Origin of the sequence: Paenibacillus sp. ov031 (assembly GCF_900143165.1) — a bacterium.
In the GTDB taxonomy this organism is placed as follows: Bacteria; Bacillota; Bacilli; order Paenibacillales; family Paenibacillaceae; genus Paenibacillus; species Paenibacillus marchantiae.
Genome location: NZ_FRDO01000001.1, coordinates 2034777 through 2057295, shown reverse-complemented (window position 1 = coordinate 2057295; position 22519 = coordinate 2034777). Strand labels below are relative to the sequence as shown.

Sequence of the window (22519 nt, the reverse complement as noted above, 5' to 3'; positions counted from 1 at the left end):
CATTATGCGATGTATGGGAGTAATCTCACAGGTTCATAGAAAGGAGGAGAGCTTACATGAAGAGGAAAACAAGCCTGATCTCTCAACAAATGTCTGGGCAACGAAAACGACTCGTGCTCCTTGCAGTGATTTCACTTGCGCTGGGTGCAGCGATTGTAAGTCAGGCTGCGCTGCTTGCTGAAGCAGTACAACGGATTTTCGTGGAGAAGGCTTCCCTTTCGTCGGTCGTCATGCTGCTCGGGATACTCCTGGCTGTCATGGTCGTACGTACAGGGCTGTCTTATGGGAACGGAAAAGTTGGTTTGCATATGGCTTCCAGTGCCAAGACGAATATGCGGGCAGCCGTGCTGAAAAATTTGACCCATGCGTCGATGCCATCAACCCTTCGTGGACAAACAGGCGGAAAGGTCAGTGTTGCTCTGGATGCTGTGGATGAGGCTGACAGTTATTTCAGTCTGTATATGCCGCGTATGATGGAGGCTGCCATCATTCCGATTCTGATTTTGGTGGTAACGTTTATGCAGCATGCCAATTCAGGCTTCATTATGCTGTTTACGGCCCCGTTTATCCCCTTGTTCATGATTTTGGTGGGACTGAAGACGAAGAACAAATCAGAGGAGAAATATGCGCAGCTGGCCGAGTTTTCCGGTACGTTCCTGGACTCTCTTCAAGGGCTGGTTTCGTTGAAAATATTTGGACGGGCTCACCGTCAGCAGCAGGAGATTGAACGCACCAGCCTGGGGTACCGCGATGCCACGATGGGCATTTTGCGGATTGCGTTTACCAATACGTTCATGCTGGAATCGATTGTAATGCTAAGCATCGGTATCGTCGCTCTTGAACTAGCAATCCAGCTGCTTGTATTCAAATCGATGTCGTTCCACACCGCGTTTCTCGTGCTGCTGCTCGTTCCCGAGTTCTACAGTCTGTTGAAAAATACGGGAACAGCTTTTCACAGCGGGCGAACAAGTATGGGAGCGGTTCGTAAGGTAGAGCAGATGCTTGAGGAAACGGCTGGGGAGAACCAATCGGCAGATAGCAAAGAAGGAATAGGTACATCCGATGGAATTGACGAGGTCGTTAACATGGATCGGGTGGAAAGGGAAAACGGGATAGGGATATTACAAATGCACCGTTCCAATGACGGTTCGATGCCGCCGTCCATTATATTGAACCATCTCCGATTTCATTATGCGCCCGAATCATTCGACCTTGAGACTGGTCGAGCACAGCTTGATCCGGGAGAACACATTGCCATTGTCGGCAAAAGCGGCTCAGGAAAAACGACGTTGCTGCATCTCATTGCGGGTTTGCTGAAGCCAGAATCAGGAGAGGTACTGGTAAATGGACAACCCCTATCCGAATATGATGAGGCTGGATGGTTCGAACATGTGAGCTACATTACACAGCATCCGTATATTTTTGCAGGTACATTTGCTGAGAACATTGCGATTGGTGCGGGCCGGAACGTGTCCAGGACTGAAATTGAGCAGGCGGCAGAGGATGCCGGGCTTGCTGAAGTTGCTGCCCAATTGGAGCATGGCTTCGATACCTTGGTTGGTGAAGGAGGTCGAGGACTGTCTGGTGGGGAAAAGCAACGACTTGCTTTGGCAAGAGCTTTTTTGAAGCGGCCTTCCATCATCTTGTTTGATGAGCCTACGGTGGGACTGGATTTGCGCACGGAGCAGATACTGCAACGTTCCATTGCCACATTGGCAGATACCGCGACGATGATTACAGTGGCTCACCGATTATATACGATTCAACATGCCGATCGCATATTGTTTATGGACGATGGTGTGTTAGTGGATAAGGGACGCCATGAAGAGCTTATGGCGCGTCTACCCCAGTATGCCGAGATGATTGATGTTCAACGAAAGGGGGGCTTGGCATGAATGAGCTAGCGATTTTGTCCAAAGCCATGATTCAGGAGCGCAAGGATATCATCCTTTCCATTCTAGGTGGGTTTATTGCCGGGATAGCAGGAGTGGCCCTCTTCTCGGCGAGCGGATATCTGATTTCGCAAACGGTCTTTGCGCCACCGCTGTACACCTTAATTGTACTCACCTCGCTGGTCAAGCTGCTTGGACTGCTTCGGGCGGCGAGCCGATACGGAGAGCGCTTGTATTCCCACAGGGCGACGTTCTCCATGCTTAGCCGTTTGCGTACATCCTTTTTTGCCCGACTCATTCCTTTGACGCCGGGTATATTGAACAAAAAGCGAAGTGGAGACCTGCTAGCCCGCATTGTTGGGGATGTGGAGAGCCTGCAACATTATTTTTTGCGCGTCGCTTACCCACCGATCATTGTTGTCATGGTCTTTTTGGCGACAGTGTTGTTTACTTCTGCTTTTTCATTCTGGATTGCGGGGCTGTTTGTATTAGGTATGCTCATAACGGCGTTGGTTGTACCAGGACTGGTTTTGCTTGGGCAGCGGAAAATACATGGACACGTTCGCGAGCAGCGGGCGCTGCTTTCCACAGAAGTCACCGAAGTATTGTATGGGTTCCGGGATTTGAAAGTGTACGGACAACTGGCTCAACGGGAGCAGCAGCTGCAGCAGGCTTCTGCTGCGTTGACGGTCCAGCAGCAACGGGCTGCCGGACACCTACTGCGTGGGCAATCCATGCATGCTTTGGTTACGTTCCTTATTTCCTGGGGCGTGCTGACACTTGGTGCTTATCTGATTATGGATGGAGCGCTTGCTGGCGTGTTTCTTGCAATGCTGGTTATGGCCTCACTAACCGTTTTCGAAGAGGCTGCGGCAATGGCGACATTACCTTTGTATAAGCAGGATAGCGAACACGCAGCCAAGCGACTGACGGAAACCATACAGACCTCTGATAGGCAGTCTGTGTCTACGCAGCCCAAAGGCGCGTTATCTGGCAATCAGGCTGTTTCGCTTGATCTCTCCAACGTTACGTTTCAATATGAAGGGGAGTGGAGACCGGCGTTAAAGGACATTTCGCTGCATATTTTACCCGGCTCCAAAACGGCGATTGTCGGACCGAGCGGATCAGGCAAATCAACGATTATTGAACTACTGCTTAAACTGCGAACGCCTACAACAGGGGAGATCCGTTTAAATGACATTTCGGTGAAGGAACTGGATGAGGCGAGCATTTGGCAAACGGCCAATGTTGTCTTGCAGCAAAGTCATTTCTTCCGGGGAACGATCCGGGATAACCTGCTGTTGAATGATGATGAACATTCGGACGAGCAACTATTGGATGTGCTAGCAAAAGTGCAACTGCCCAATACATCATTGACTGATGTAGTCTATGAAAAAGGGGAAAACCTGTCGGACGGTGAGAAGCAGAGGCTGGCTCTGGCACGGGCCATGCTTCGCAAGGGACGGTTATGGCTTCTCGATGAACCTACTTCCTCAATGGATTACGTTACAGAAGAACGTGTGATGAAACATCTCTATGCACAAGCAGCCGAGGATACGCTTCTACTGATCTGTCATCGGCTTACTGGCCTTGAAGAGATGGATCGGATTGTGGTGATGGAACAGGGAAGGGTAGTGGAAGCGGGCTCCTATACGGAGTTAATGGAGCAAGAAGGTTATTTTTATGAGATGAAGAAGATTGAGCGGCAAATGATCGGAGAAGTTGGAGTGTAAGAGAGTAAGATACACACAGATACGAATGAAAGAGTATGCGTCATTGCAGTTTAAACATTCACATTACAAAAAAATACACTCGCACACGTTTATACTGTGTGGAGTGTATTTATATTACCGTAAAGAAATGAGGGTAAGCATCAGTCAATTGAAGCTTCGATAAACAGCTTGTACTCCAGTACAATAGACCTTAATGGCCTCCTGTATTGGAAGCCCAGACAGGATACCAGCCTGCACTCGGTGTTTCTGTATTGTACAGCACCAAATTGCCGTCGTTTTGAACGATGAGCACGTTACCCCTGAGGTTGGGTGGCAGATTGTCCGCTCCATAGTACGATGTAGACCATGCCTTGTTGTCTGACGTCCAGTAAGGTGTGTTTTGGGGATCCTGGAGCACTAGTTTTCCACTCCAATAATCAATCTTGAAATGATTTATTCTCGTGTCATTGGTCTTGGTGTTCCATAACATCGTGTGTGTGCGGTTATCCCAGAGCTGTAGGTCGCCGTAGACGCTGTATTGCAGTGAAAACCTGACGTTGTTGGATACGAGTGGAATCGAATTGTTATACATGATGTCATAAATGAGGCGGTCTCCAGCTGCAGATGCTGATGGAGCGCTGGAAAGCAAAAACATGAAAATTGCAGCAAACAGCAAAACAGCTTTTTTCATAAGATCCTCTTTTCTGGGATATATTTTAAATTACATACCAAATATATCATATCTATCTATCAAAAATGTATAAAATTTCAAGTAGAAAGAAAATATTTTTGGGAGCTTTATATTTTTTTCTAAACTTCGCGTAATAACTTATATTCGACATACAAAACTAAAGGATTATTCTACCTAAATCAATCTATTTTAGGATAATCCAACTTCCATGTTACACATCGTTATCGCTGACATGTCAGTTTGAAAATTGAGAAAGAGCTGGATACATTAGGCAGTAACTATTTAAAGATTTGCCATTATAATCAGATATGCCTAAGAGCGAAATGTGTGTTCCAAAATGATGAATAAATAAATTTTTAGAGATCGCTTGATTTTTTTTAATGTATCTGATATTGTAAGACCTGTGATTTTGGAAAGCAGATATATCAACATAAATCAGGTCTTTCCAGCAGATAATTTTTGACCACTTCTCTTAAGGAAGTTAAGGCCATACGGACAGCCGGGTCAAACGCCGATTGGCAACTTATGTTGCCTTATTGATTGAGTTAAAAGCTCAAATTTTATAAGTTGGTTACTTTACAACCAGTGCATCTGCACATCAACTTGTGAAACGGTCAATAAGAGTGGTAAAGGCGAATTATTTGCTATATAGACTCTGATCTGATATTGATATACATGAAGAAGCTTTCCGCTGGAGGAGTTCTTTTGAACTTTTTTAGTTATGGGAACTTTGCGTCTTTTTAATGATGTATATCGACAAGCAAGTGTGATGATGCGCGTTTGGGGCATTTTTCACCTTGCTTTTTTTGTTGGTTCAGAACGGGCGAAAAGTTGAAAAATGAGAAAAATAATGAAGTTAATTTTAAAAAAATTCATATTGGGTTAGGAGAATGGAAAATGGGAAAAGCACTAATCATCGGCGCCGGCGGCGTAGCTTCAGTAGCAGTTCATAAATGCGTTCAAAACAGCGAAGTATTCGAGGAAATCTGCATCGCAAGTCGTACGAAATCCAAATGTGACGATCTTAAAGCCAAGCTGGACGGCGGCAAAACAAAAATTACGACAGCTCAAGTGGATGCCGACAACGTTGACGAACTGATCGCCCTCATCAACGAAGTTAAACCGGATCTCGTCATGAACCTGGCATTGCCTTACCAAGACCTGACAATCATGGATGCTTGCCTTGCAACGAAAACGAACTACATGGATACAGCGAACTATGAGCCGGAAGATACGGCAAAATTCGAATACAAATGGCAATGGGATTACAAAGAGCGCTTTGAAAAAGCGGGAATTACAGCTCTGCTTGGCAGTGGATTTGACCCAGGTGTTACTGGTGTATTCTCTGCTTATGCTCTGAAACATTACTTTGACGAGATTGAATATATTGACATTCTCGACTGCAATGGTGGAGATCACGGCTATCCGTTCGCAACCAACTTCAACCCTGAAATCAACATCCGCGAAGTTTCGGCTAACGGAAGATACTGGGAAAAAGGTGAATGGATCGAAACGAAACCAATGGAAATTAAACGTGTCTATGACTTCAAAGAAGTTGGCGAGAAAGACATGTACCTGCTTTATCATGAAGAGCTGGAGTCCCTGGCTAAAAACATGCCTGGTCTGAAACGCATCCGTTTCTTCATGACATTTGGTCAAAGCTACCTTACGCACTTGAAAGCACTTGAAAATGTGGGCATGACTTCGATCGAACCTATCGAATACGAAGGCAAACAAATCATTCCGCTGCAATTCCTGAAGGCGGTACTGCCAGATCCGGCGTCCCTTGGACCACGTACTGTGGGCAAAACGAACATCGGCTGCATTTTCAAAGGTAAAAAAGACGGCAAAGATAAAACGTACTACGTTTACAACATTTGTGATCACCAAGAATGCTATAAAGAAGTTGGTTCCCAAGCTATCTCTTACACAACAGGTGTTCCAGCCATGATTGGTGCAGCAATGGTGATGACTGGTAAATGGAACAAACCAGGCGTATACAACGTTGAAGAGTTCAACCCAGATCCATTCATGGAAGAGTTGAACAAATGGGGTCTCCCATGGGTTGAAGACTTCAACCCAGTACTCGTTGACGAACTGCCAGAAGAAGCCAAAGAATCGGAGCTTGTTCGTTAAGATGCGGTTTGAGCAATTACCGACACCATGTTTTGTTGTTGACGAAGGACTTATCGAAAGAAATCTCAAAATCCTGAACGGTGTCATGCAACGTACAGGAGCCAAAATCGTGCTGGCTCAGAAAGCATTTTCCATGACCACGATGTATCCGCTCATTGGAGAATATCTGAGCGGTGCAACGGCAAGCGGGCTGTATGAAGCCCGCCTGGGTCATGAGGAGATGGGCAAAGAGAACCATGTCTTTGCCCCGGCCTATCGCGAAGATGAGATCGATGAAATCCTTTCGATTTCAGATCATATTATCTTCAATTCTTTCTCCCAACTGGAGAAATTTAAGGGCAAAGCGCTTCAGGCTGGTCGAAAAGTAGGCCTGCGTATTAACCCTGAATGCTCGACTCAGGAGGGGCATGAGATTTACGATCCATGTGCTCCTGGTTCCCGTTTTGGTGCCAAACAAGAGGATTTCCATGCAGAGCTGCTGGAAGGAGTCTCCGGACTGCATTTCCATACCTTGTGCCAGCAAAATTCAGATGATCTGGAAACGACGCTGAATGGGGTAGAAGAGAAGTTTGGACAATGGCTGCCACAAATGGAATGGATCAACTTCGGCGGTGGACACCACATCACACGCGAGGATTATGACATTCCAAGACTGGAAGCTTGCATCAAACGCATGCAGGAAAAATATGGCCTGGAGGTATATCTGGAGCCTGGCGAAGCGGTTGCGCTGAACGCGGGCTTCCTGGTGACGTCTGTGCTCGATTTCCACAAGAACGGTATGGACATTGCCATTCTGGATACCTCGGCAACATGCCACATGCCAGACGTGCTGGAAATGCCGTATCGCCCGCCGCTTATCGGTTCGGGAGAAGCAGGGGAGAAAGCCCATCTGTATCGTCTGGGGGGACAAACTTGCCTGTCAGGTGATGTGATTGGAGATTATTCATTTGATCAACCGCTCAAAACGGGTGACAGATTGGTATTTGAGGACATGGCGATCTACTCCATGGTCAAAACCAATACATTTAACGGCATGCCGTTGCCAGCCATCGCAGTGAAAAGAAAAGATGGCGATTGCGAAGTGGTTCGTGAGTTCGGCTATCAGGACTTCAAAATGAGATTGGCTTAATACTTTTATAGATATAGCAAGAGCAAAAGGGAACCTGATCACAGGTTCCCTTTTGACGTTTCACATAGGATGGGTTAACGGCTGTTTTTATGATTAATCGTTGGGTTTCGAGGCTGCTCTTGCGGCATACGGAAAGATCGGTTCTTTCAATTCAAACTCATAGGTTAATCCATTTACAATACCGACGACGCTTTCGCTGTCATATAATTCAAGCAAGAATCCAGCCATTTGTTCTGCTGTATGAAATTGGGGAACACGGCCCTCATATTTGAACTGGTCCAGATCAAAAGCACGTTCCGCAAATTCCGTTTCCGTTGCAGCGGGCGCGAGCACTTTCGCTTGCATTGCAGCATGCTTGCCTTTTAATTCATGTGCGAGCCCTTCCGTAAAGGCACTTACATAGAACTTTGTTGCACAGTAGGTTACTGCATCCGGCACGATCGTATATCCACCTCCAGAGGAGATGTTAATGATCTGTGTGCCCTCAACCTCTGCATAATCACGCACATACAGGGAAGAAAGAATGGTTAATGCCTCTATATTCAGATGAAGCATTTGTTCGATTTTAGGTAGATGTTGTTCACCAACCGAAGCAAAATTTCCGAACCCTGCGTTGTTAATCCATGTCTCGATAGAGTAATGATGGAGACTTTCATAGAATGCATGGACATTGGCAGCGATGGACAGATCCACCGTGCGAATGACAATGTCCAGATCAGGATTAATTTCACTTACTTTTGATTTTAACTTCTCCAATTCGTCGGTTCTGCGTGCAGCCAGGATCAAATGTTTGCCGCGAGCCGCAAAAGCCAAAGCTGCTTCATAGCCAATGCCCGAACTGGCACCGGTAATCACTGTATACTTCATGGATATTCCTCCTGGATTTTCGGTTCATTATTTATTGTGATATGAGTACGAGTTGATTATACTGATTAGAGCTTACTCTAAGTCAAGCGGAATATAGAAGGGAGGATCACCATGCACACGATCGGTGAAGTGGCTGAAATACTCGGTATCAGTACCCACACATTGCGTTATTATGAGAAGGAGCAAATTATCGTACCGCTCCGTGATGCTAGTGGAGACAGACGCTACAACGAATCGCACCTGAAATGGCTGCAATTTGTAATCAAACTAAAAGAGACTCAAATGCCGATCGCTATCATCAAAAAGTACGCATCGTTATTTCAGGAAGGTGAGCATACGGCTGCAGAGCGTTTGAAATTGCTGGAAGAGCACAAAGAGGCGATTCAACAGCAGATGCACACACTTCACTCAGCAGATCAGATGCTGGAGAATAAAATTACGGCATATCGAGCATTAATCGGGAAATAATGTAATCTGATCGAAGAAACGAGCAGAGCGAATTCAGTGGTTACATATATGACGATCTATTGCCAAAATAGTGAATTTTGTTATAGACTATTTTTTATGGTTGTTCATCAAGGGGGAAAAGGAATGAATCAAAGGAACGTGCAAAAATCGAACAAACTGAAAATCATCTCCAAAATTTTATTGATTATGATTGGGGCTTTTATCACCTCATATGGCCTGGAAGCTGTATTAATTCCAAATAATGTATCAGACGGTGGTGTGACAGGTCTTAGTATCGTTGGCTCACAACTGTTTGGTTTACCGTTAGGGATGCTGATTGGTATCATCAACATTCCATTTGTATGGTTAGGCTACAAACAAATAGGTAAGAGCTTTGCTATCTATTCCATTATCGGTATTGCCTCGCTAGCTGTGGGTACAAGCCTTATGCACCATGTACCCACGATTATTCAAGGGGATACATTGTTAATTACCGTTGTGGGCGGGATTATCATCGGTTTTGGTATGGGTTTGGCGTTGCGTAATGGTGGGGCATTGGATGGAATCGATATGTTGGCTGTCCTGCTTTCACGAAAATTACCTTTTGGAACCAGTGATCTAATCTTATTCTTGAACATGTTTGTCTTTATTGTCGTGTCAACTGTATTTGGTCTTCAAGGGGCGATCCTGTCCGCACTTGCTTATTACATCGCTTCCAAAGTGATACATATTGTTGAAGAAGGTTTGAGCGGCTCCAAAACCTTTAAAATTATCACCAATCAACCGGAGATCATGGTCGAAACCATTCGTGACCGGTTAGGTCGTGGAGCAACTTATACCGATGCTTACGGCGGGTATACCAATGAACAATTTAAAGAAATTACCTGTGTAATCAACCGTATGGAGGAAAGCAAAATCAAGGATATCATTCACGAAATTGATCCCAATGCTTTTATTGTAGTTTACGATGTAGCCGAAGTTAAGGGCGGAAATTTCAAAAAGAAAGATATTCACTAATCACTAAAATGAGTATGAGTTACTGTCGCATAGAAAAGCATATAACATACAAAAAGTCGCTAATATAGCGGCTTTTTTTTGTTTTAAGGTAGAAGTTATTGTGTCAAGTTCGATCCAATAACTTCAATAATTTCTACCCTTTGAAATTTATCATTCTTTGCAAATCCTCAACTGTATTTCAGTCAGAAATTGCTCGGTAATGATCGTATCACGATTATCAATTTCATAAATCTCAAAAGGATCACCCATTACACGGAGCCCTTTTTCGTTGGCATGTGCAACGACCTCAAGCATTTTTTCATAACTTTGACGGTAGTTACCCCGATAAAAAAGGGATAGATACTCACCAGCTGGCAGGTTGTAATCGTAATCGATCTTTCCGGCTTCGTCAGGATTAAAGATAAAGAAGACGGAGTTAAAAACATCCCTCACACCATGCTTTAGTTCCTCAAGGGACACGGATGCACCATATAATTGGTTTCCAAAGTCCGGAATGTGACTTTTATGCTTTTGGTGCAGCTTCTTAATGGCATAATCCATCTCCTCATCCCTAGTTATGCGTGTATTGAGTTGCAGACACGGCCGGTCGGGATACGTTTTGATAGAGAAAACTCCTGTCTGAATTTTGCTTGCGTCAGTCAATACCTTTATTCTGCCCTGAATAATACGCTGCGTAGTTATAAGCTTTGCAATTTGTTCCTTAATCAGTTCCTGTTCAGTCAATAACAATTCAAGCGTATTTTCGACACTTTGCTGATCCAAATACGCTTTGATCTGTTGCATGGTAAAATCCAACTGGCGCAGGTCCCGGATGATATTCAGTTTATACATATCTTGAAGGCTATACAGACGATACCCGTTTCCGTCTCGCCGAGGCACCAGCAACCCTAATTTTTCGTAATAACGCAGCGCGTCAACACCTATTCCGTAAAGCTTCGAAATTTCATTGATTTTATAATCGTTTTTCATCGGTTTTCTTCCTCGTTTACACTTAATTATTAGATGCGTGCGCGTATGCTGAAGGCGCGCCATACACTTCCTTATACAGCATTTTTTTCACCATTTCAAATTGTGTTGGGTTCAACTTTGCTGGATAACTCATGATCTGTAATGAGAGGGTTTCCTGCCCGACAGCACGAAGGGGTGGCTGAACATAAGAATGATCTCCCAGGCAGAATCCCAGGCGCTCATAAAATCCAATCCTTCTCCGCTTCAGCTCATCTTCTGGCAATTCAACTTCCAATATAACCGGCTTGTCTGACTGGTTCATGAAATGCTCCATTAACCGCTTGCCTATGCCGCCTCCACGAATGTTCGGAGAAACAGCCAAATGCTCAACATATCTGAACGACTCGAACTCCCAGCCTGCGAGAAAGCCAATCACTTCATTCTGCTCATTTTCCTCTGTAAGAAGGCGATAGCATGAATGGGACAGCAGCTTCTTCTGTTCTGAATATTCCCGATATTCGGCTGCGGGAAACGATTGCTTCATAATTTCAAACACTTGGTCAAACCGTTTTTGTAACATCAACTTAATCCACTCCTGATTTGTAAAGCCATATTTGTTATAAACCAACGATAAACCCTGGTACGATACCAGAGTCAAGCAATATGGCGGAAAAGGTAGGGCAGACCGAAGTGAAGAGGAGCATTGTGAGTGGATAAGGGGGGGCGATTCACAATATCTAAAAGTTTACTTATCGCAACTTTTTTTGGCCGAGGTCAAACTCTTTCGTTGTACAGACATTGTTTTACTTGGTTCAAAACGTTTCTCTAGACCCACACAACACCGTGATGATACCATCGTAAAGTGCTAGAAAACAGTTGGAATCAGGGGGATTACTTTTCGTGGAGCAAATAAAGTACGACAACTTAAAATTGGGTGAAAAGGGAGCAATCATCAGTATTATTGCTTATATTTGTTTGACTGCAATTAAAATGATGATCGGTTATATGTCTAATTCTGAGGCTTTGAAAGCCGATGGGTTAAACAATGCTACCGATATTATAGCTTCGATCGCGGTTCTTATCGGTCTGAGACTTGCTCAGCGTCCAGCTGATAAAGATCATACATACGGACACTGGAAAGCAGAGACCGTTGCCTCACTGGTTGCTTCTTTTATAATGATGGCAGTAGGGCTTCAAGTGTTATACGAAGCTATTACATCCGTATTCCAGGGGAAAAGCGAATCTCCAGACATCATCGCAGCATGGACAGGCATTTTCTGTGCCGCTGTGATGTATCTGGTTTACAGATATAACAAAAGACTTGCTTTGAAGATCAAGAGCCAGGCGGTTATGGCAGCTGCAAAAGACAATATCTCGGATGCCTGGGTTAGTATAGGGACAGTGATAGGGATTATTGGTTCCCAATTCGGCCTGCCATGGCTCGACCCATTAACAGCTGTAGCAGTGGGCTTTCTAATATGTAAAACCGCTTGGGACATTTTTCGTGAAGCAACACACCATCTTACAGATGGATTTGATGAAGAGCTCATCAAGGAATACAGGAGTACAATTGCCAATGTAGATGGCGTTGAGGCGGTTAAAGACTTAAGAGCCCGGAATTACGGTAATAATGCCGTTGTCGATGTGGTAATTCTTGTACGATCGGATTTGGATCTTCAGAAAGCCCATGATATTTCAACAAATGTAGAAGACGAATTGTTAAGAGAACATGATGTGTACACTGTTCATGTTCACGTTGAACCAGACGAAGCCCCTAGCGAAGTGGGTCAAGTATAAAACATAAGCGGCATATAAAAGAACTTGCCGGTAAACATGGACATAGTCTCTTCTTGACGTATGACAGGACAGGTAGCCCTCGGGCTACCTGTTTTTTTAGTTGGAAGGGTCACCAAACATGTCCTTTTGATATCTTTTGCGGAAACTTCTCGGAGATTCACCCACCGTTTTGGTAAATAAAATTGTAAAGTAGTTTGGGTTCTCGTACCCGACCAACTTGGAGATTTCCCATACTTTTTTCTTGGTCGAAACCAACAATCGGGTCGCTTCTCCCATTCTTCGCTGAATGAGGTAATGATAGGGGGAGGTACCGTAGCAATTTTTATACATATGGATCAAGTAGTAGAAGTCGATATGGAATTGGTCCGCCAAGTCCTTCAGCTTAATATTTTGACGATAGTTCGTATCCAAATAGTCTTTGATGCTTTCAGCGAGTGTATTATTCCGAACGATCTCACTAGCTGTGCGCTGATGGTGAGACATGCGATCGATAATGAGCAGAACGGCATTCAGCAGATGATGGGAAATAGAATCATATCCTTCTTCCCGGATTGAAAATTCATTGAACATGGTCTGCATTAACGAACGGATCTCTTCCGAATAACGATTGGCACGAACAACTGGCTCGCTACCGGGAGGAATAATCCAATCGTTGTTGGCACGGGTACCCTCTTTGAAACGAAATCCGCAATAAAAGGTGGATAAGGGGAATTCCGGGTCCGATTTTTCCTCGTGAAGTGTTCCTTTGTTATATACAAGTAGATCTCCCTTTCGGGCTGAGTGCTTTGTCCCATCAATCGTGAACGAACCCTGACCCTCATTAACGTAAATAATCTCATGCAAATCGTCATGTTTGTGGGTCGGAAAACTCCAATGCGGATTGTCTGCCAACTTCCCTACATAAATAATAATGCAATCTTGATCTTCATGTAGTCGGTGGGGCTCATGGCGTGTATTCATTAATGTCTTCCCTTCAAGATTCTGTGGTGAAATGACAACATACATAATGTTTTGGATGAAGATCACAACAACCTTGATTGTCGCCTAGCATGTCTAACAGTACAATTTCACTATTCAATAATATGTACTATATATCGAATTGAAGGGATGTGAAAGCAAAATTTGTTAAGAATGGAATCTATTTAAGAAAATGAAACGCTTGCAACATTAGAGAGAATTGTGAGGGCTTATTTTTGACTAGAAAAAGAGAAAATTTACTTATTTTAACACTTACCTTAGTTAGCTTTGTATTGGGAACAACCGAATATGTGATTGTAGGCGTATTGAAGGAAATCGAAACCTATCTGAAAGTATCGCTGGCTGCGGCAGGTGCGCTCGTATCGGGCTTCGCCATTGCCTATGCGATCGGAACACCGTTTGCTGTTGCTTTCTTGGCCAAAATTCCTCGAAGAAACTCCATTTTAATTGGGTTTGCAGTCGTGCTTGCCTTAAACGTACTTACCATGTTCTCAACGACGTTCTATTCCTTGATGGTTATTCGGATCGTTTCAGCTGTTGCATGCGGACTTACGATATCGCTTTCGATCTCGATTGCAAGCGACGCAGTTAACCGGGAACGAAGAGGGGAAGCGATCGCGTGGATACTGGGCGGCTTTTCCATCGCCAATGTGCTTGGCGTCCCGCTCGGAACCTTCATTGGACAGCATCTGAACTGGTCCATGACGTTTGTTGTTACAGCATGCATCGGGGTCGTGCCATTCATATTCATGTTCCGGATTCTTCCGCGACAAACAACGACCATTGCTGGTTCATTCAGTGATCAGATGGCGCTATTTATGAAGCCGCGTATATTGCTGGCCTGCTTGATTCCGGTTCTTGGAAACAGTTGTATTTTTGTAATCTTTACGTATATCACTCCGTTACTGGGACAGTCCATGGGTATACCTGCACGTTGGATTAGCGCTGTACTCCTCATATACGGTGCCTGCAGCATACTAAGCAATTGGATTGGTGCCAAAATAGCCAAAGGAGATTTCTTGCCCAAGCTCAAGTGGCTTTTCGTCATTCAAGCTGCAATCTTTTTGGGACTCAGCTTCACTGTGTCTCATCTGTGGCTGGGCTTGGCGTTCCTTTTCCTGATCGGTTGCCTGTCATCATCCATGAGCGCAGCGTCCCAGCTCTATCTGTTCGACGTCTCCGGAGCGATCGCGCCGAATTCCAGACCGTTTGCGTCCACGCTGCTGCCCGTGGCGGCAAACGTGGGGATAGCCCTCGGTTCCGGAGTTGGCGGACTTGCTGTCAGTTTAGGTGGTGTGAAGTGGGTACCACCAGTAGCTGTGATCCTAGCTCTGATGGCTTTTGGGATCACAGCGATCTGCCAGCGATCCATTCAATTGAAACCGGAAGCAGCCACCGCTCCTATAGTAGACTACTCGATTCCAAGTACTAATTAGTAAATCCTGAAGGCTGCTTCTTCGCTCCATAAGTGTGAATTTTCATTGAGGTAGCAAATTGAAACGACATAATCATACATGTTCGAGCACGGAAAGCCGCTAATTTTAGCGGCTTTTTTGTTTTTTTGGATACATTTCTTGCCCAAAAATTACAGTAGAAATGAGATGAACAGCACCTTTTTCCCATCCATCATTTTATTGTTCAAAAACAGAAGTGAAAAGAAAGTATTCAAAAAACGATTGACGAAGGAAGATATTCTGTATAGAATGAAGCCGTGATTTAGTAAATCAGTAATTTAGTAAATTACTAAATAAAAAGTTGATGGATAGGAGGGGGAAAATGAAAGAAGCCGTTGCTTTATGATGGAATGAATAGGGAACGGCTGCGCACTTTAGCAAAAATCTTAAAGGATATGGGGTATTAAAATGTTTGCCAATCCATATGTTCGAACAATTATCCTTTCCCGAGTTCTATTGCAGCTCGGAATCTGGATCCGGAATTATGCCGTTCTTCTTTATGTTTCCGAATTGACGCATAATAATCCCGTTGATATTTCACTGATTTCGGTAGCGGAATTCTCACCGATCTTTATATTTGGCTTGATTGGCGGTACCTTTGCCGACCGATGGCGGCCGAAAAAAACAATGGTATGGAGCGATTTATTATCAGGTTTGTCCGTTGGTGTTGTATTGCTTGCGGTCATGAATGGTGGATGGATTGCACTTCTGATTGGATCTTTCGTTTCTGCCAGCTTGTCACAGTTTTCTCAGCCTTCGGCGATGAAACTGTACAAACGGCATGTACCAACCGAACAATTGCAGGGTGTCATGGCCATGTCCCAAACGCTTGTTGCTGTTTTTATGGTTTTGGGGCCGGTCATCGGCACGTTTATTTTCATTAAGTTTGGCATTAACGTATCCCTCATCCTGACAGCAGTTATGTTTCTGGGCTCTTCGCTCGTATTATTATCGCTTCCCCGAGATGTAGAGGAGGAGAAATCAGGGAATAGTGGCGGCTTCCTTAAAGAGCTCACGGATGGCCTGCGTTATATCGGGGCGAATAAATCCTTGAGAACACTTGGATTAACCTTCTCGGCAGTTGGTTTGGCATCAGGACTAACTCAACCGCTTCAGCTCTTTCTTGTCATTGAAAATTTGGGTCAGGACAAAGAGTTCTTACAATGGCTGGTGATGGCGAATGGGGCGGCCATGTTGGTCGGAGGTGCTGTGATCATGGCGATTGCTAAAAAAGTAAAGCCACAGTTATTGCTTTTAGTCGGCTTACTTGTTAGTGCGATCTGTACGGTTGGAATGGGCGCATCAACACAAATTTGGTTAACCATTATTCTGCTCGTCATCAGCGGTTTGTTCTTCCCGTGTATTCAGGGGGGAATTCAGACGCTTCTTGTGCGGAATACGGAAGGGGCATTTATTGGCCGGGTATCTGGAGCGATCATGCCGATTTTTATGGGAATGATGGTGATTGGCATGCTTACTTCAGGATATCTCAAGGATACGTTTTCCCTGCTAAGTGTATTTATAGCGAGTGGTGTTTTTGTGATTATTGGTGCGCTACTATTGCTCCCTATTGTCATTGAAAGGAGAAGTAAAGCCGAGGAAACTCCATCATCATGACGGAAAGGGAATCGAAACGATAAGGAGAGAGAGATATGGATATGAATAAGCGCAGGGAGCTACTGGAGGAATACAAGCAGATTAAGACGTATATGGGTGTAGCCCAAATTAAAAACAAAGTAAACGGTAAAATCTATATCGACAGCTATCCCAACTTGAAAAACAAATGGTTTACGCTGCAGATGCAACTGGATCAAGGAAGATTTGCAAATGCCGAGTTGCAAAAAGAATGGAGAGAATTCGGAGAAGCGGCATTCACTTATGAGGTACTGGAACAGAAGGACATCGATAAGGTGACGGATATACGTTGGGAACAAAAACAAATCCTGAAGCCGTGGCTTCAGAAGTTACAACCTTACGGAGACAAGGGCTATAATAGACCTCCACAGAATTAAAATAATGTAACAGGAAACGAATTTGACTAACAGTGAAAATCAAGATAAGATGAAACCGTCGTTTAGTAAATTAGTAAAAAGGTAAACGGAATGAGGGAATGTAATTGAAAATACCTACAACGTTAAAACATAAACCTGTTATCGTCTCGGATAATTATGAAAAGGTTGATGGCCGAATGGCCGGAAACACGGACGCAAAAGGTCTTTCCCTGGGATTGGCCCAGTGGAACGATAGAGGAAAGGTTGATATTTCAGCGAAAGTATGGAGATACACTGGAGAAAAGTGGTCCAGACAATCTGAGGAACTGCCTCTCCATCGCGTGCTGGATTTGTCCATTCTGATCTGTCGGTCTTTGGAACATTTTCGCGAGGCCTATAGATATGAGAATTTATATGACCCAGAGCAGCCTGTCATCGATCGTGTTGGCCTGCAAGGGGATGCAATGTCCGTGGAGATCTGTACGGACAATGAGAGAATAAATGAAGATATTAAGCTGTTCAGCCAAGCTCTGAGTGATGACGATGAAATGATTGGCGAGCGTTTGCGCACATTATCCAAAATATTAAAGGATATGGGTTATTAACAAGAAAACGTCATTGCTGAAGTGGATTGAGCAAAAAGAGCCTAAACGTCTATAGACGTTTAGGCTCTTTTTTTTGTGAGTTAAATATAACGTAATTAGTTAGCAATGAAATTTCCCATTCTCTTGCTTTGATGAATCTCTTCCGTTCCAGCATCGAGAGCAGTCCTGTAATATGCACGTTTATGTTCAATAACTTCCATGGTCTTTCTAAGTTCTTCCATTTGCGCTTCTACACTGGCCTTGCGTTCGGTGAACATGTCATATCGCTCCTGCAAGGTGGAGTCCCCCTCGGAACACCATGCAATAAAATCTTTGATATCCTTGATCGGCATCCCGGTAGCTTTCAGACATTGAATGATCTTTAAAAAATCGATGTCTGATTCTTTGAAGTTTCGTGCTCCGCCAGGGGTACGCTCTACAAAGGGCATGAGTCCTTCCTTGTCATAGTAGCGCAATGTATATACGGTTAGATTCAATTCTTTAGCAACCTCGCTAATTGAATACGTCATTTATTTTCCCCTTTTCGTACTAATATAGACTTCGAGCTAACTCTAGGATTATCTTTTGGGATTCTACCACGCAGGCTGCAGGATGTCAAAATTTCAAAAGACATTTGACCTAGAGTTAACTAGAGGGATTAAGATAGTTTTGCAAGAGAAAAGGAAGAATGACAATCTTAGGAGGTTTTATGATGATAACTGCTAAAGCACGAGCTGTTGACGGTCCGCACCAATCATTCCGGGCGGCTGAGATTAAACGACGCGATTTGGATTTGCACGATGTCCTGATCGAGATTAAATATGCCGGCATTTGCCATTCTGACATCCATACTGCTCACGGCGAATGGGGCCCCGTAAACTATCCGCTCGTACCTGGACATGAGATCGCAGGAATTGTTACAGATGTGGGAGCCGAAGTTTCAAAGTACAAAGTTGGTGACCGAGTAGGAGTTGGATGCATGGTTGACTCCTGTGGCGAATGTGAGAACTGCCGCCAAGGAGAAGAGCAGTATTGTCTCAAAGGAAATGTTCCCACCTACGCGGGTGTTGATAAGTACGGCGAACCTACACAAGGTGGATACTCCACTCACATCGTCGTAACTGAGGAGTTCATCGTTCGTATTCCGGATAACATCGAGCTGGATGTCGCTGCACCTCTTCTATGTGCAGGTATTACAACATACTCGCCGCTGAATCATTGGGGAGCGGGACCAGGTAAAAAAGTAGCGGTTGTAGGTCTTGGCGGTCTGGGTCATATGGCTGTCAAAATTGCACATGCCATGGGGGCAGAAGTAACTGTTCTGTCACAATCATTGAAGAAAAAAGAGGATGGTTTGCAATTCGGGGCAGATCATTACTATGCCACAAGTGAACCAGATACGTTCAAAAAACTCGCCGGGTCTTTTGATCTGATTATTAACACGGTAAGTGCAAATATCGACATCAATGCATACTTCTCACTGCTCACTCTGGATGGCACGTTGGTTAATGTGGGTGCTCCTGGGGAGCCGTTGGCAGTAAATGTGATGTCCCTCATTGGTCACCGTCGTTCATTTGCTGGTTCAATGATCGGTGGCATCCGTGAGACTCAGGAAATGCTTGATTTCTGTGCAGAACATAGTATTGTTCCTATGATCGAAGTCATTTCAGCTGACCAAATTGACGAAGCATACAAACGTGTATTAGCTTCTGATGTGAAGTACAGATTCGTAATTGACACTAGCACAATTTAAATTGTTTTAAAGTTGTGGGTAAAGACATTTACCATTTGATCTATACCTAGAAATTAGAAAATCCAATCGCTCATAACATTGCGATTGGATTTTCTTCTTTTATGATGAAGGAGACTGAGTGAAAGGATTAGAAAGAGGAGCTGTCGTATTAGTCTGAAACGACGAATCCATCAAAGTTCTCAGGACCTACACGGATCGTACCCAGCAAGTTGGAGCTTACGAATGCAGTGTATGTCAATTGAGGGGTAATTGGCGGATTGAAATCATCCGCAGAGAACGTAATGATTTGAGGAGCCAAAAGACTCAAATCAAATGTTGAAGTTGCTGAGTAAATTACAGGGTCAGTCGACAAGGTACCTCTTACAATGGTGATCGTTATTCCGACAAGAGCTAATGGTAATTGTACAGAAACCGTTCCTTTAAATTGAACTCTAGGGTTAGTACCTGCACCTGCTGTTTGAAGACCAATTTGTCCAAACAATTGCGGCGCGTTGATTACCAGAATCGGAATAGCAATCGAGTTAGCCAAACTTGCGTTTTGCGATGTTCTTGCATCAAGAAAAGTTGTCATTGAATCTACCTCCTAATGAGTGGGATAGGATAATATATTCAAAGGTTACTAGTATGCTTGGACTTCTGAATATAATCAAAAAAAAGGCATCTTAACTAACGGGCAGAATCGTTCCAAGTATGGTAATGTAATGAGCATGAAATATGACCATTTGAGGGGGATTGGAAGTGAAAGATTCCGTTCTAAAGTTCTATGACGAGATTGCAGAGGACTATCATCTTATTTTTGCTGATTGGAATCAATCCATTTTACAGCAAGCGCAAATTCTCGACCAAGTCATCCAATCCAAGTTGACTCATTCTACTACCCAGACCCTTTCACTTTTGGATTGTTCATGTGGTATAGGTACACAAGCAATCGGACTAGCGAAATACGGGTATAACGTAAGTGCGACTGACGTAAGTCCTGATTCCGTAAAAAGAGCTGAGAAAGAAGCCGCATCTCGCGGAGTTAACATAAACTTTGGGGTAGCCGACTTTCGCTCGTTGGATACAGATCTAACGGGAGCTTTTGATATCGTTCTATCCGCAGACAATGCTACTCCACATCTACTTACAGACGGAGATTTACATAAGGCCTTTCAAAATATATATACAAAGCTTAATCGGAATGGCTTGTTCATTGCTACTATAAGAGACTATGATGCATTGGTAAAAGAGAGACCATCAACCACGCAGCCGCGTGTTTTAGATAAGGGGAAGAGGGTTGTTTTTCAGGTATGGGACTGGGCCGAAGATGGGAAAACGTATACGACAAACCAATTTATTGTGCAAGAAATGAATGGTGAATGGAAAACAAAACATAATAGCACACCGTACAGAGCATTGTTGCGAGAAGAGATGAACAACGTATTAAGGGCGACTGGTTTTATGGATGTAGAGTGGCATTTCCCTGCGGACACAGGTTATTACCAGCCTATGGTGACAGCTCGAAAATTGTAAGTGTATACTATAAAAAAGGAACGAAGCAGCCTCGATAAGAAGCTTGCATTCGTTCCTTTTTTTAGTAAATCAATACCATTAACCGACTTGAACCGTTGGGCGAATGATCATTTCGTTAATTGCTACATCCGATGGTTGCTCAATTGCAAATGCGATTGCACGTGCGATGTTATCGGCATCAATAGCGGATTTGTAGAACTCATCTAAACCTGCTTTGGACTCAGGATCACTTGTCGTTTCCAGTAACTCGCTTGTGACAGCGCCTGGAGAAATATTGGTGACTCTGATATTGGTGCCGCTCATGGCTTCTTCCTGACGCAAGCCTTCGGAGATTGCTGTAACGGCATGCTTTGTTCCACAGTATACAGTTCCACCCGGATATATGTTATGTCCAGCAACAGAGGAAAGGTTCAAAATATGACCTGATTTCTGTTCTCTCATGGACGGGAGAACCGCTGCAATAGCATAGAGGACACCTTTAATGTTTACATCGATCATGTTGTCCCATTCATCAATTTTTTTCTTGAAAAGAAAGGCTTGAGGCATGATTCCTGCATTGTTGATTAGAACATCGATTTTACCAAATTCGCTTAGTGCATACTTAGCCAAGTCTTCCATTTGAGTTTGCGAAGTCACATCTGTTGGTTTGATAATAGCGTGACCGCCATTGTTCTGAATTTCTTTTTGTAATTGTACTAAACGCTCTTCCCGACGAGCTGCTAATACCAGTTTGGCACCTTTTGAAGCAAGAACTTTCGCGGTAGCTTCTCCAATTCCACTGGATGCTCCCGTAAGAATTATAACTTTACCCTCAATATTAGACATATTCAGTTCATTCCTTTCATTTGGATCAGATTCTTTCCTTAGAGCGCGTTGTACCACTCATCATTCACAGGTTCTAACCATTCGGTTAGTCCAGGTGTCATAGCCAAATGCACAAACCAACTATCGGCTGTTGCCCCATGCCAGTGCTTCACGTTAGGAGGAATATTTACAACATCTCCGGTTTTAAGCAATCGTGCGGGTTTACCTTCTTCCTGGTACCAGCCTTCACCACCTGTAACAAGTAACACTTGACCTACAGCATGCGAATGCCAATTATTGCGTGCTCCTGGCGCGAAAGTGACATTTCCAATGCTAGTGTTAAGTGGAGTTTCATCTGTAAAGACCATCTCCAGATACGCATCTCCAAAAAAATTGGCTTCTACTTTCTTTCCGAGTGGGAAGATGCTGCTGTTACTCAAATGTTCGTTTGTCATAATGGTTCCCTACTTTCTTTTTTATTTATAAATATCTTTTGCAATATTGAACGCAGACCATGCCTTCGGCCAGCCCACATAGAAGGAAAGGTGAGTAATCATTTCAGACACTTCATTACGAGTTACTCCATTTTCCTTTGCTTTGTGAAGGTGTGGGGTTAATTGTTCGAAATTTCCACCGGCAATAAGTGCAGAGACGGTAATCATACTGCGATCACGACTAGATAATTCTTCTACTCTTGACCATACCTCGCCAAACAGAATATCATCATTCAACTCTGCAAATTTCGGGGCAAACTCACCTAATATATCTCTTCCAGCAGTTTGTTTTTTTTCCATAGCTATGTGATCC

Annotated in this window: 23 protein-coding genes; 13 read left to right on the top strand and 10 right to left on the bottom strand. The window is 43.9% G+C overall.

Annotated features, from left to right (window positions below; genetic code table 11):
* Window positions 1-56 precede the first annotated feature (56 nt).
* Complete coding sequence (cydD, locus tag BUA17_RS08680) at window positions 57-1895, top strand: thiol reductant ABC exporter subunit CydD (protein WP_072733258.1); 1839 nt, start codon at window positions 57-59, stop codon at window positions 1893-1895.
* Entirely contained in the window at window positions 1892-3625 is a 1734-nt protein-coding gene (cydC, locus tag BUA17_RS08675) for a thiol reductant ABC exporter subunit CydC (protein WP_072733257.1), read from the top strand. Before cydD ends, cydC begins: the two co-directional genes overlap by 4 nt.
* Before the next feature lie 190 nt (window positions 3626-3815).
* Here the strand turns inward: cydC and BUA17_RS08670 are convergent, their stop codons facing one another.
* Window positions 3816-4295, bottom strand: coding sequence for an immunoglobulin domain-containing protein (locus BUA17_RS08670; RefSeq protein WP_063562780.1), 480 nt, complete (start codon window positions 4293-4295; stop codon window positions 3816-3818).
* Window positions 4296-5192: 897 nt separating this feature from the next.
* Between BUA17_RS08670 and BUA17_RS08665 the strand changes: the two genes are divergently transcribed.
* Together BUA17_RS08665 and nspC are read left to right on the top strand one after the other, a co-directional pair.
* Window positions 5193-6431, top strand: coding sequence for a saccharopine dehydrogenase family protein (locus tag BUA17_RS08665; RefSeq protein ID WP_063562779.1), 1239 nt, complete (start codon window positions 5193-5195; stop codon window positions 6429-6431).
* 1 nt (window position 6432) lies between these two features.
* The gene (gene nspC, locus BUA17_RS08660) at window positions 6433-7560 is read left to right on the top strand and encodes a carboxynorspermidine decarboxylase (protein ID WP_072733256.1); all 1128 of its coding nucleotides are present in this window, start codon (window positions 6433-6435) and stop codon (window positions 7558-7560) included.
* Window positions 7561-7653: 93 nt separating this feature from the next.
* Here nspC and BUA17_RS08655 read toward each other — a convergent pair whose 3' ends face one another.
* Window positions 7654-8427, bottom strand: a complete 774-nt coding sequence (locus BUA17_RS08655; protein ID WP_072733255.1) for an SDR family NAD(P)-dependent oxidoreductase — start codon at window positions 8425-8427, stop codon at window positions 7654-7656.
* 111 nt (window positions 8428-8538) lie between these two features.
* Here BUA17_RS08655 and BUA17_RS08650 point away from each other — a divergent pair, with 111 nt between their 5' ends.
* Window positions 8539-8895 carry a MerR family transcriptional regulator gene (locus BUA17_RS08650; RefSeq protein WP_072733254.1) on the top strand — a complete coding sequence of 119 codons (357 nt, stop codon included), beginning with the start codon at window positions 8539-8541 and terminating at the stop codon, window positions 8893-8895.
* 123 nt (window positions 8896-9018) lie between these two features.
* Window positions 9019-9891 carry a YitT family protein gene (locus tag BUA17_RS08645; RefSeq protein WP_072733253.1) on the top strand — a complete coding sequence of 291 codons (873 nt, stop codon included), beginning with the start codon at window positions 9019-9021 and terminating at the stop codon, window positions 9889-9891.
* Between the two features lie 150 nt (window positions 9892-10041).
* Here the strand turns inward: BUA17_RS08645 and BUA17_RS08640 are convergent, their stop codons facing one another.
* Both BUA17_RS08640 and BUA17_RS08635 read right to left on the bottom strand, forming a co-directional pair.
* Window positions 10042-10860 carry a MerR family transcriptional regulator gene (locus BUA17_RS08640; RefSeq protein ID WP_072733252.1) on the bottom strand — a complete coding sequence of 273 codons (819 nt, stop codon included), beginning with the start codon at window positions 10858-10860 and terminating at the stop codon, window positions 10042-10044.
* 22 nt (window positions 10861-10882) lie between these two features.
* Window positions 10883-11419 (bottom strand): GNAT family N-acetyltransferase, encoded by a 537-nt coding sequence (locus BUA17_RS08635; RefSeq protein ID WP_170867826.1) that lies wholly within the window; start codon window positions 11417-11419, stop codon window positions 10883-10885.
* Between the two features lie 320 nt (window positions 11420-11739).
* Here BUA17_RS08635 and BUA17_RS08630 point away from each other — a divergent pair, with 320 nt between their 5' ends.
* Window positions 11740-12636 (top strand): cation diffusion facilitator family transporter, encoded by an 897-nt coding sequence (locus tag BUA17_RS08630; protein WP_064637259.1) that lies wholly within the window; start codon window positions 11740-11742, stop codon window positions 12634-12636.
* A 96-nt stretch (window positions 12637-12732) separates the two neighbouring features.
* Here the strand turns inward: BUA17_RS08630 and BUA17_RS08625 are convergent, their stop codons facing one another.
* Window positions 12733-13596 carry a helix-turn-helix domain-containing protein gene (locus BUA17_RS08625; protein ID WP_063562771.1) on the bottom strand — a complete coding sequence of 288 codons (864 nt, stop codon included), beginning with the start codon at window positions 13594-13596 and terminating at the stop codon, window positions 12733-12735.
* A 233-nt stretch (window positions 13597-13829) separates the two neighbouring features.
* Here BUA17_RS08625 and BUA17_RS08620 point away from each other — a divergent pair, with 233 nt between their 5' ends.
* The 4 genes from BUA17_RS08620 to BUA17_RS08605 all read left to right on the top strand — a co-directional run bounded on the left by BUA17_RS08620 (window position 13830) and on the right by BUA17_RS08605 (window position 17664).
* Window positions 13830-15050, top strand: coding sequence for an MFS transporter (locus BUA17_RS08620; protein WP_072733250.1), 1221 nt, complete (start codon window positions 13830-13832; stop codon window positions 15048-15050).
* Window positions 15051-15476: 426 nt separating this feature from the next.
* Window positions 15477-16685: an MFS transporter gene (locus tag BUA17_RS08615; protein WP_072733249.1), complete on the top strand. Its 1209-nt coding sequence runs from the start codon at window positions 15477-15479 to the stop codon at window positions 16683-16685.
* A gap of 35 nt (window positions 16686-16720) precedes the next feature.
* Entirely contained in the window at window positions 16721-17080 is a 360-nt protein-coding gene (locus BUA17_RS08610; protein WP_072733248.1) for a GIY-YIG nuclease family protein, read from the top strand.
* 104 nt (window positions 17081-17184) lie between these two features.
* The gene (locus BUA17_RS08605; RefSeq protein WP_063562767.1) at window positions 17185-17664 is read left to right on the top strand and encodes a DUF6530 family protein; all 480 of its coding nucleotides are present in this window, start codon (window positions 17185-17187) and stop codon (window positions 17662-17664) included.
* A 95-nt stretch (window positions 17665-17759) separates the two neighbouring features.
* Here BUA17_RS08605 and BUA17_RS08600 read toward each other — a convergent pair whose 3' ends face one another.
* The gene (locus tag BUA17_RS08600) at window positions 17760-18173 is read right to left on the bottom strand and encodes a MerR family transcriptional regulator (protein WP_063562766.1); all 414 of its coding nucleotides are present in this window, start codon (window positions 18171-18173) and stop codon (window positions 17760-17762) included.
* Between the two features lie 182 nt (window positions 18174-18355).
* Between BUA17_RS08600 and BUA17_RS08595 the strand changes: the two genes are divergently transcribed.
* On the top strand, window positions 18356-19396 hold the full coding sequence (locus BUA17_RS08595; protein ID WP_063562765.1) for an NAD(P)-dependent alcohol dehydrogenase: 1041 nt from the start codon (window positions 18356-18358) through the stop codon (window positions 19394-19396).
* A gap of 148 nt (window positions 19397-19544) precedes the next feature.
* Here the strand turns inward: BUA17_RS08595 and BUA17_RS08590 are convergent, their stop codons facing one another.
* A complete protein-coding gene (locus BUA17_RS08590; protein ID WP_063562764.1) occupies window positions 19545-19967 on the bottom strand; it encodes a hypothetical protein in 423 nt (140 codons plus the stop codon).
* 167 nt (window positions 19968-20134) lie between these two features.
* Between BUA17_RS08590 and BUA17_RS08585 the strand changes: the two genes are divergently transcribed.
* Entirely contained in the window at window positions 20135-20908 is a 774-nt protein-coding gene (locus BUA17_RS08585; RefSeq protein ID WP_072733247.1) for a class I SAM-dependent DNA methyltransferase, read from the top strand.
* A 78-nt stretch (window positions 20909-20986) separates the two neighbouring features.
* On the opposite strand, the gene BUA17_RS08580 is transcribed toward BUA17_RS08585, so the two are convergent.
* From BUA17_RS08580 to BUA17_RS08570, 3 genes are read right to left on the bottom strand one after another with little or no spacing between them, the layout of a single operon-like run.
* Window positions 20987-21733: an SDR family oxidoreductase gene (locus BUA17_RS08580; RefSeq protein WP_072733246.1), complete on the bottom strand. Its 747-nt coding sequence runs from the start codon at window positions 21731-21733 to the stop codon at window positions 20987-20989.
* A 38-nt stretch (window positions 21734-21771) separates the two neighbouring features.
* Complete coding sequence (locus tag BUA17_RS08575) at window positions 21772-22167, bottom strand: cupin domain-containing protein (protein WP_072733245.1); 396 nt, start codon at window positions 22165-22167, stop codon at window positions 21772-21774.
* Window positions 22168-22188: 21 nt separating this feature from the next.
* Window positions 22189-22506, bottom strand: a complete 318-nt coding sequence (locus BUA17_RS08570; protein ID WP_064637276.1) for a carboxymuconolactone decarboxylase family protein — start codon at window positions 22504-22506, stop codon at window positions 22189-22191.
* Between the last annotated feature and the right edge of the window lie 13 nt (window positions 22507-22519).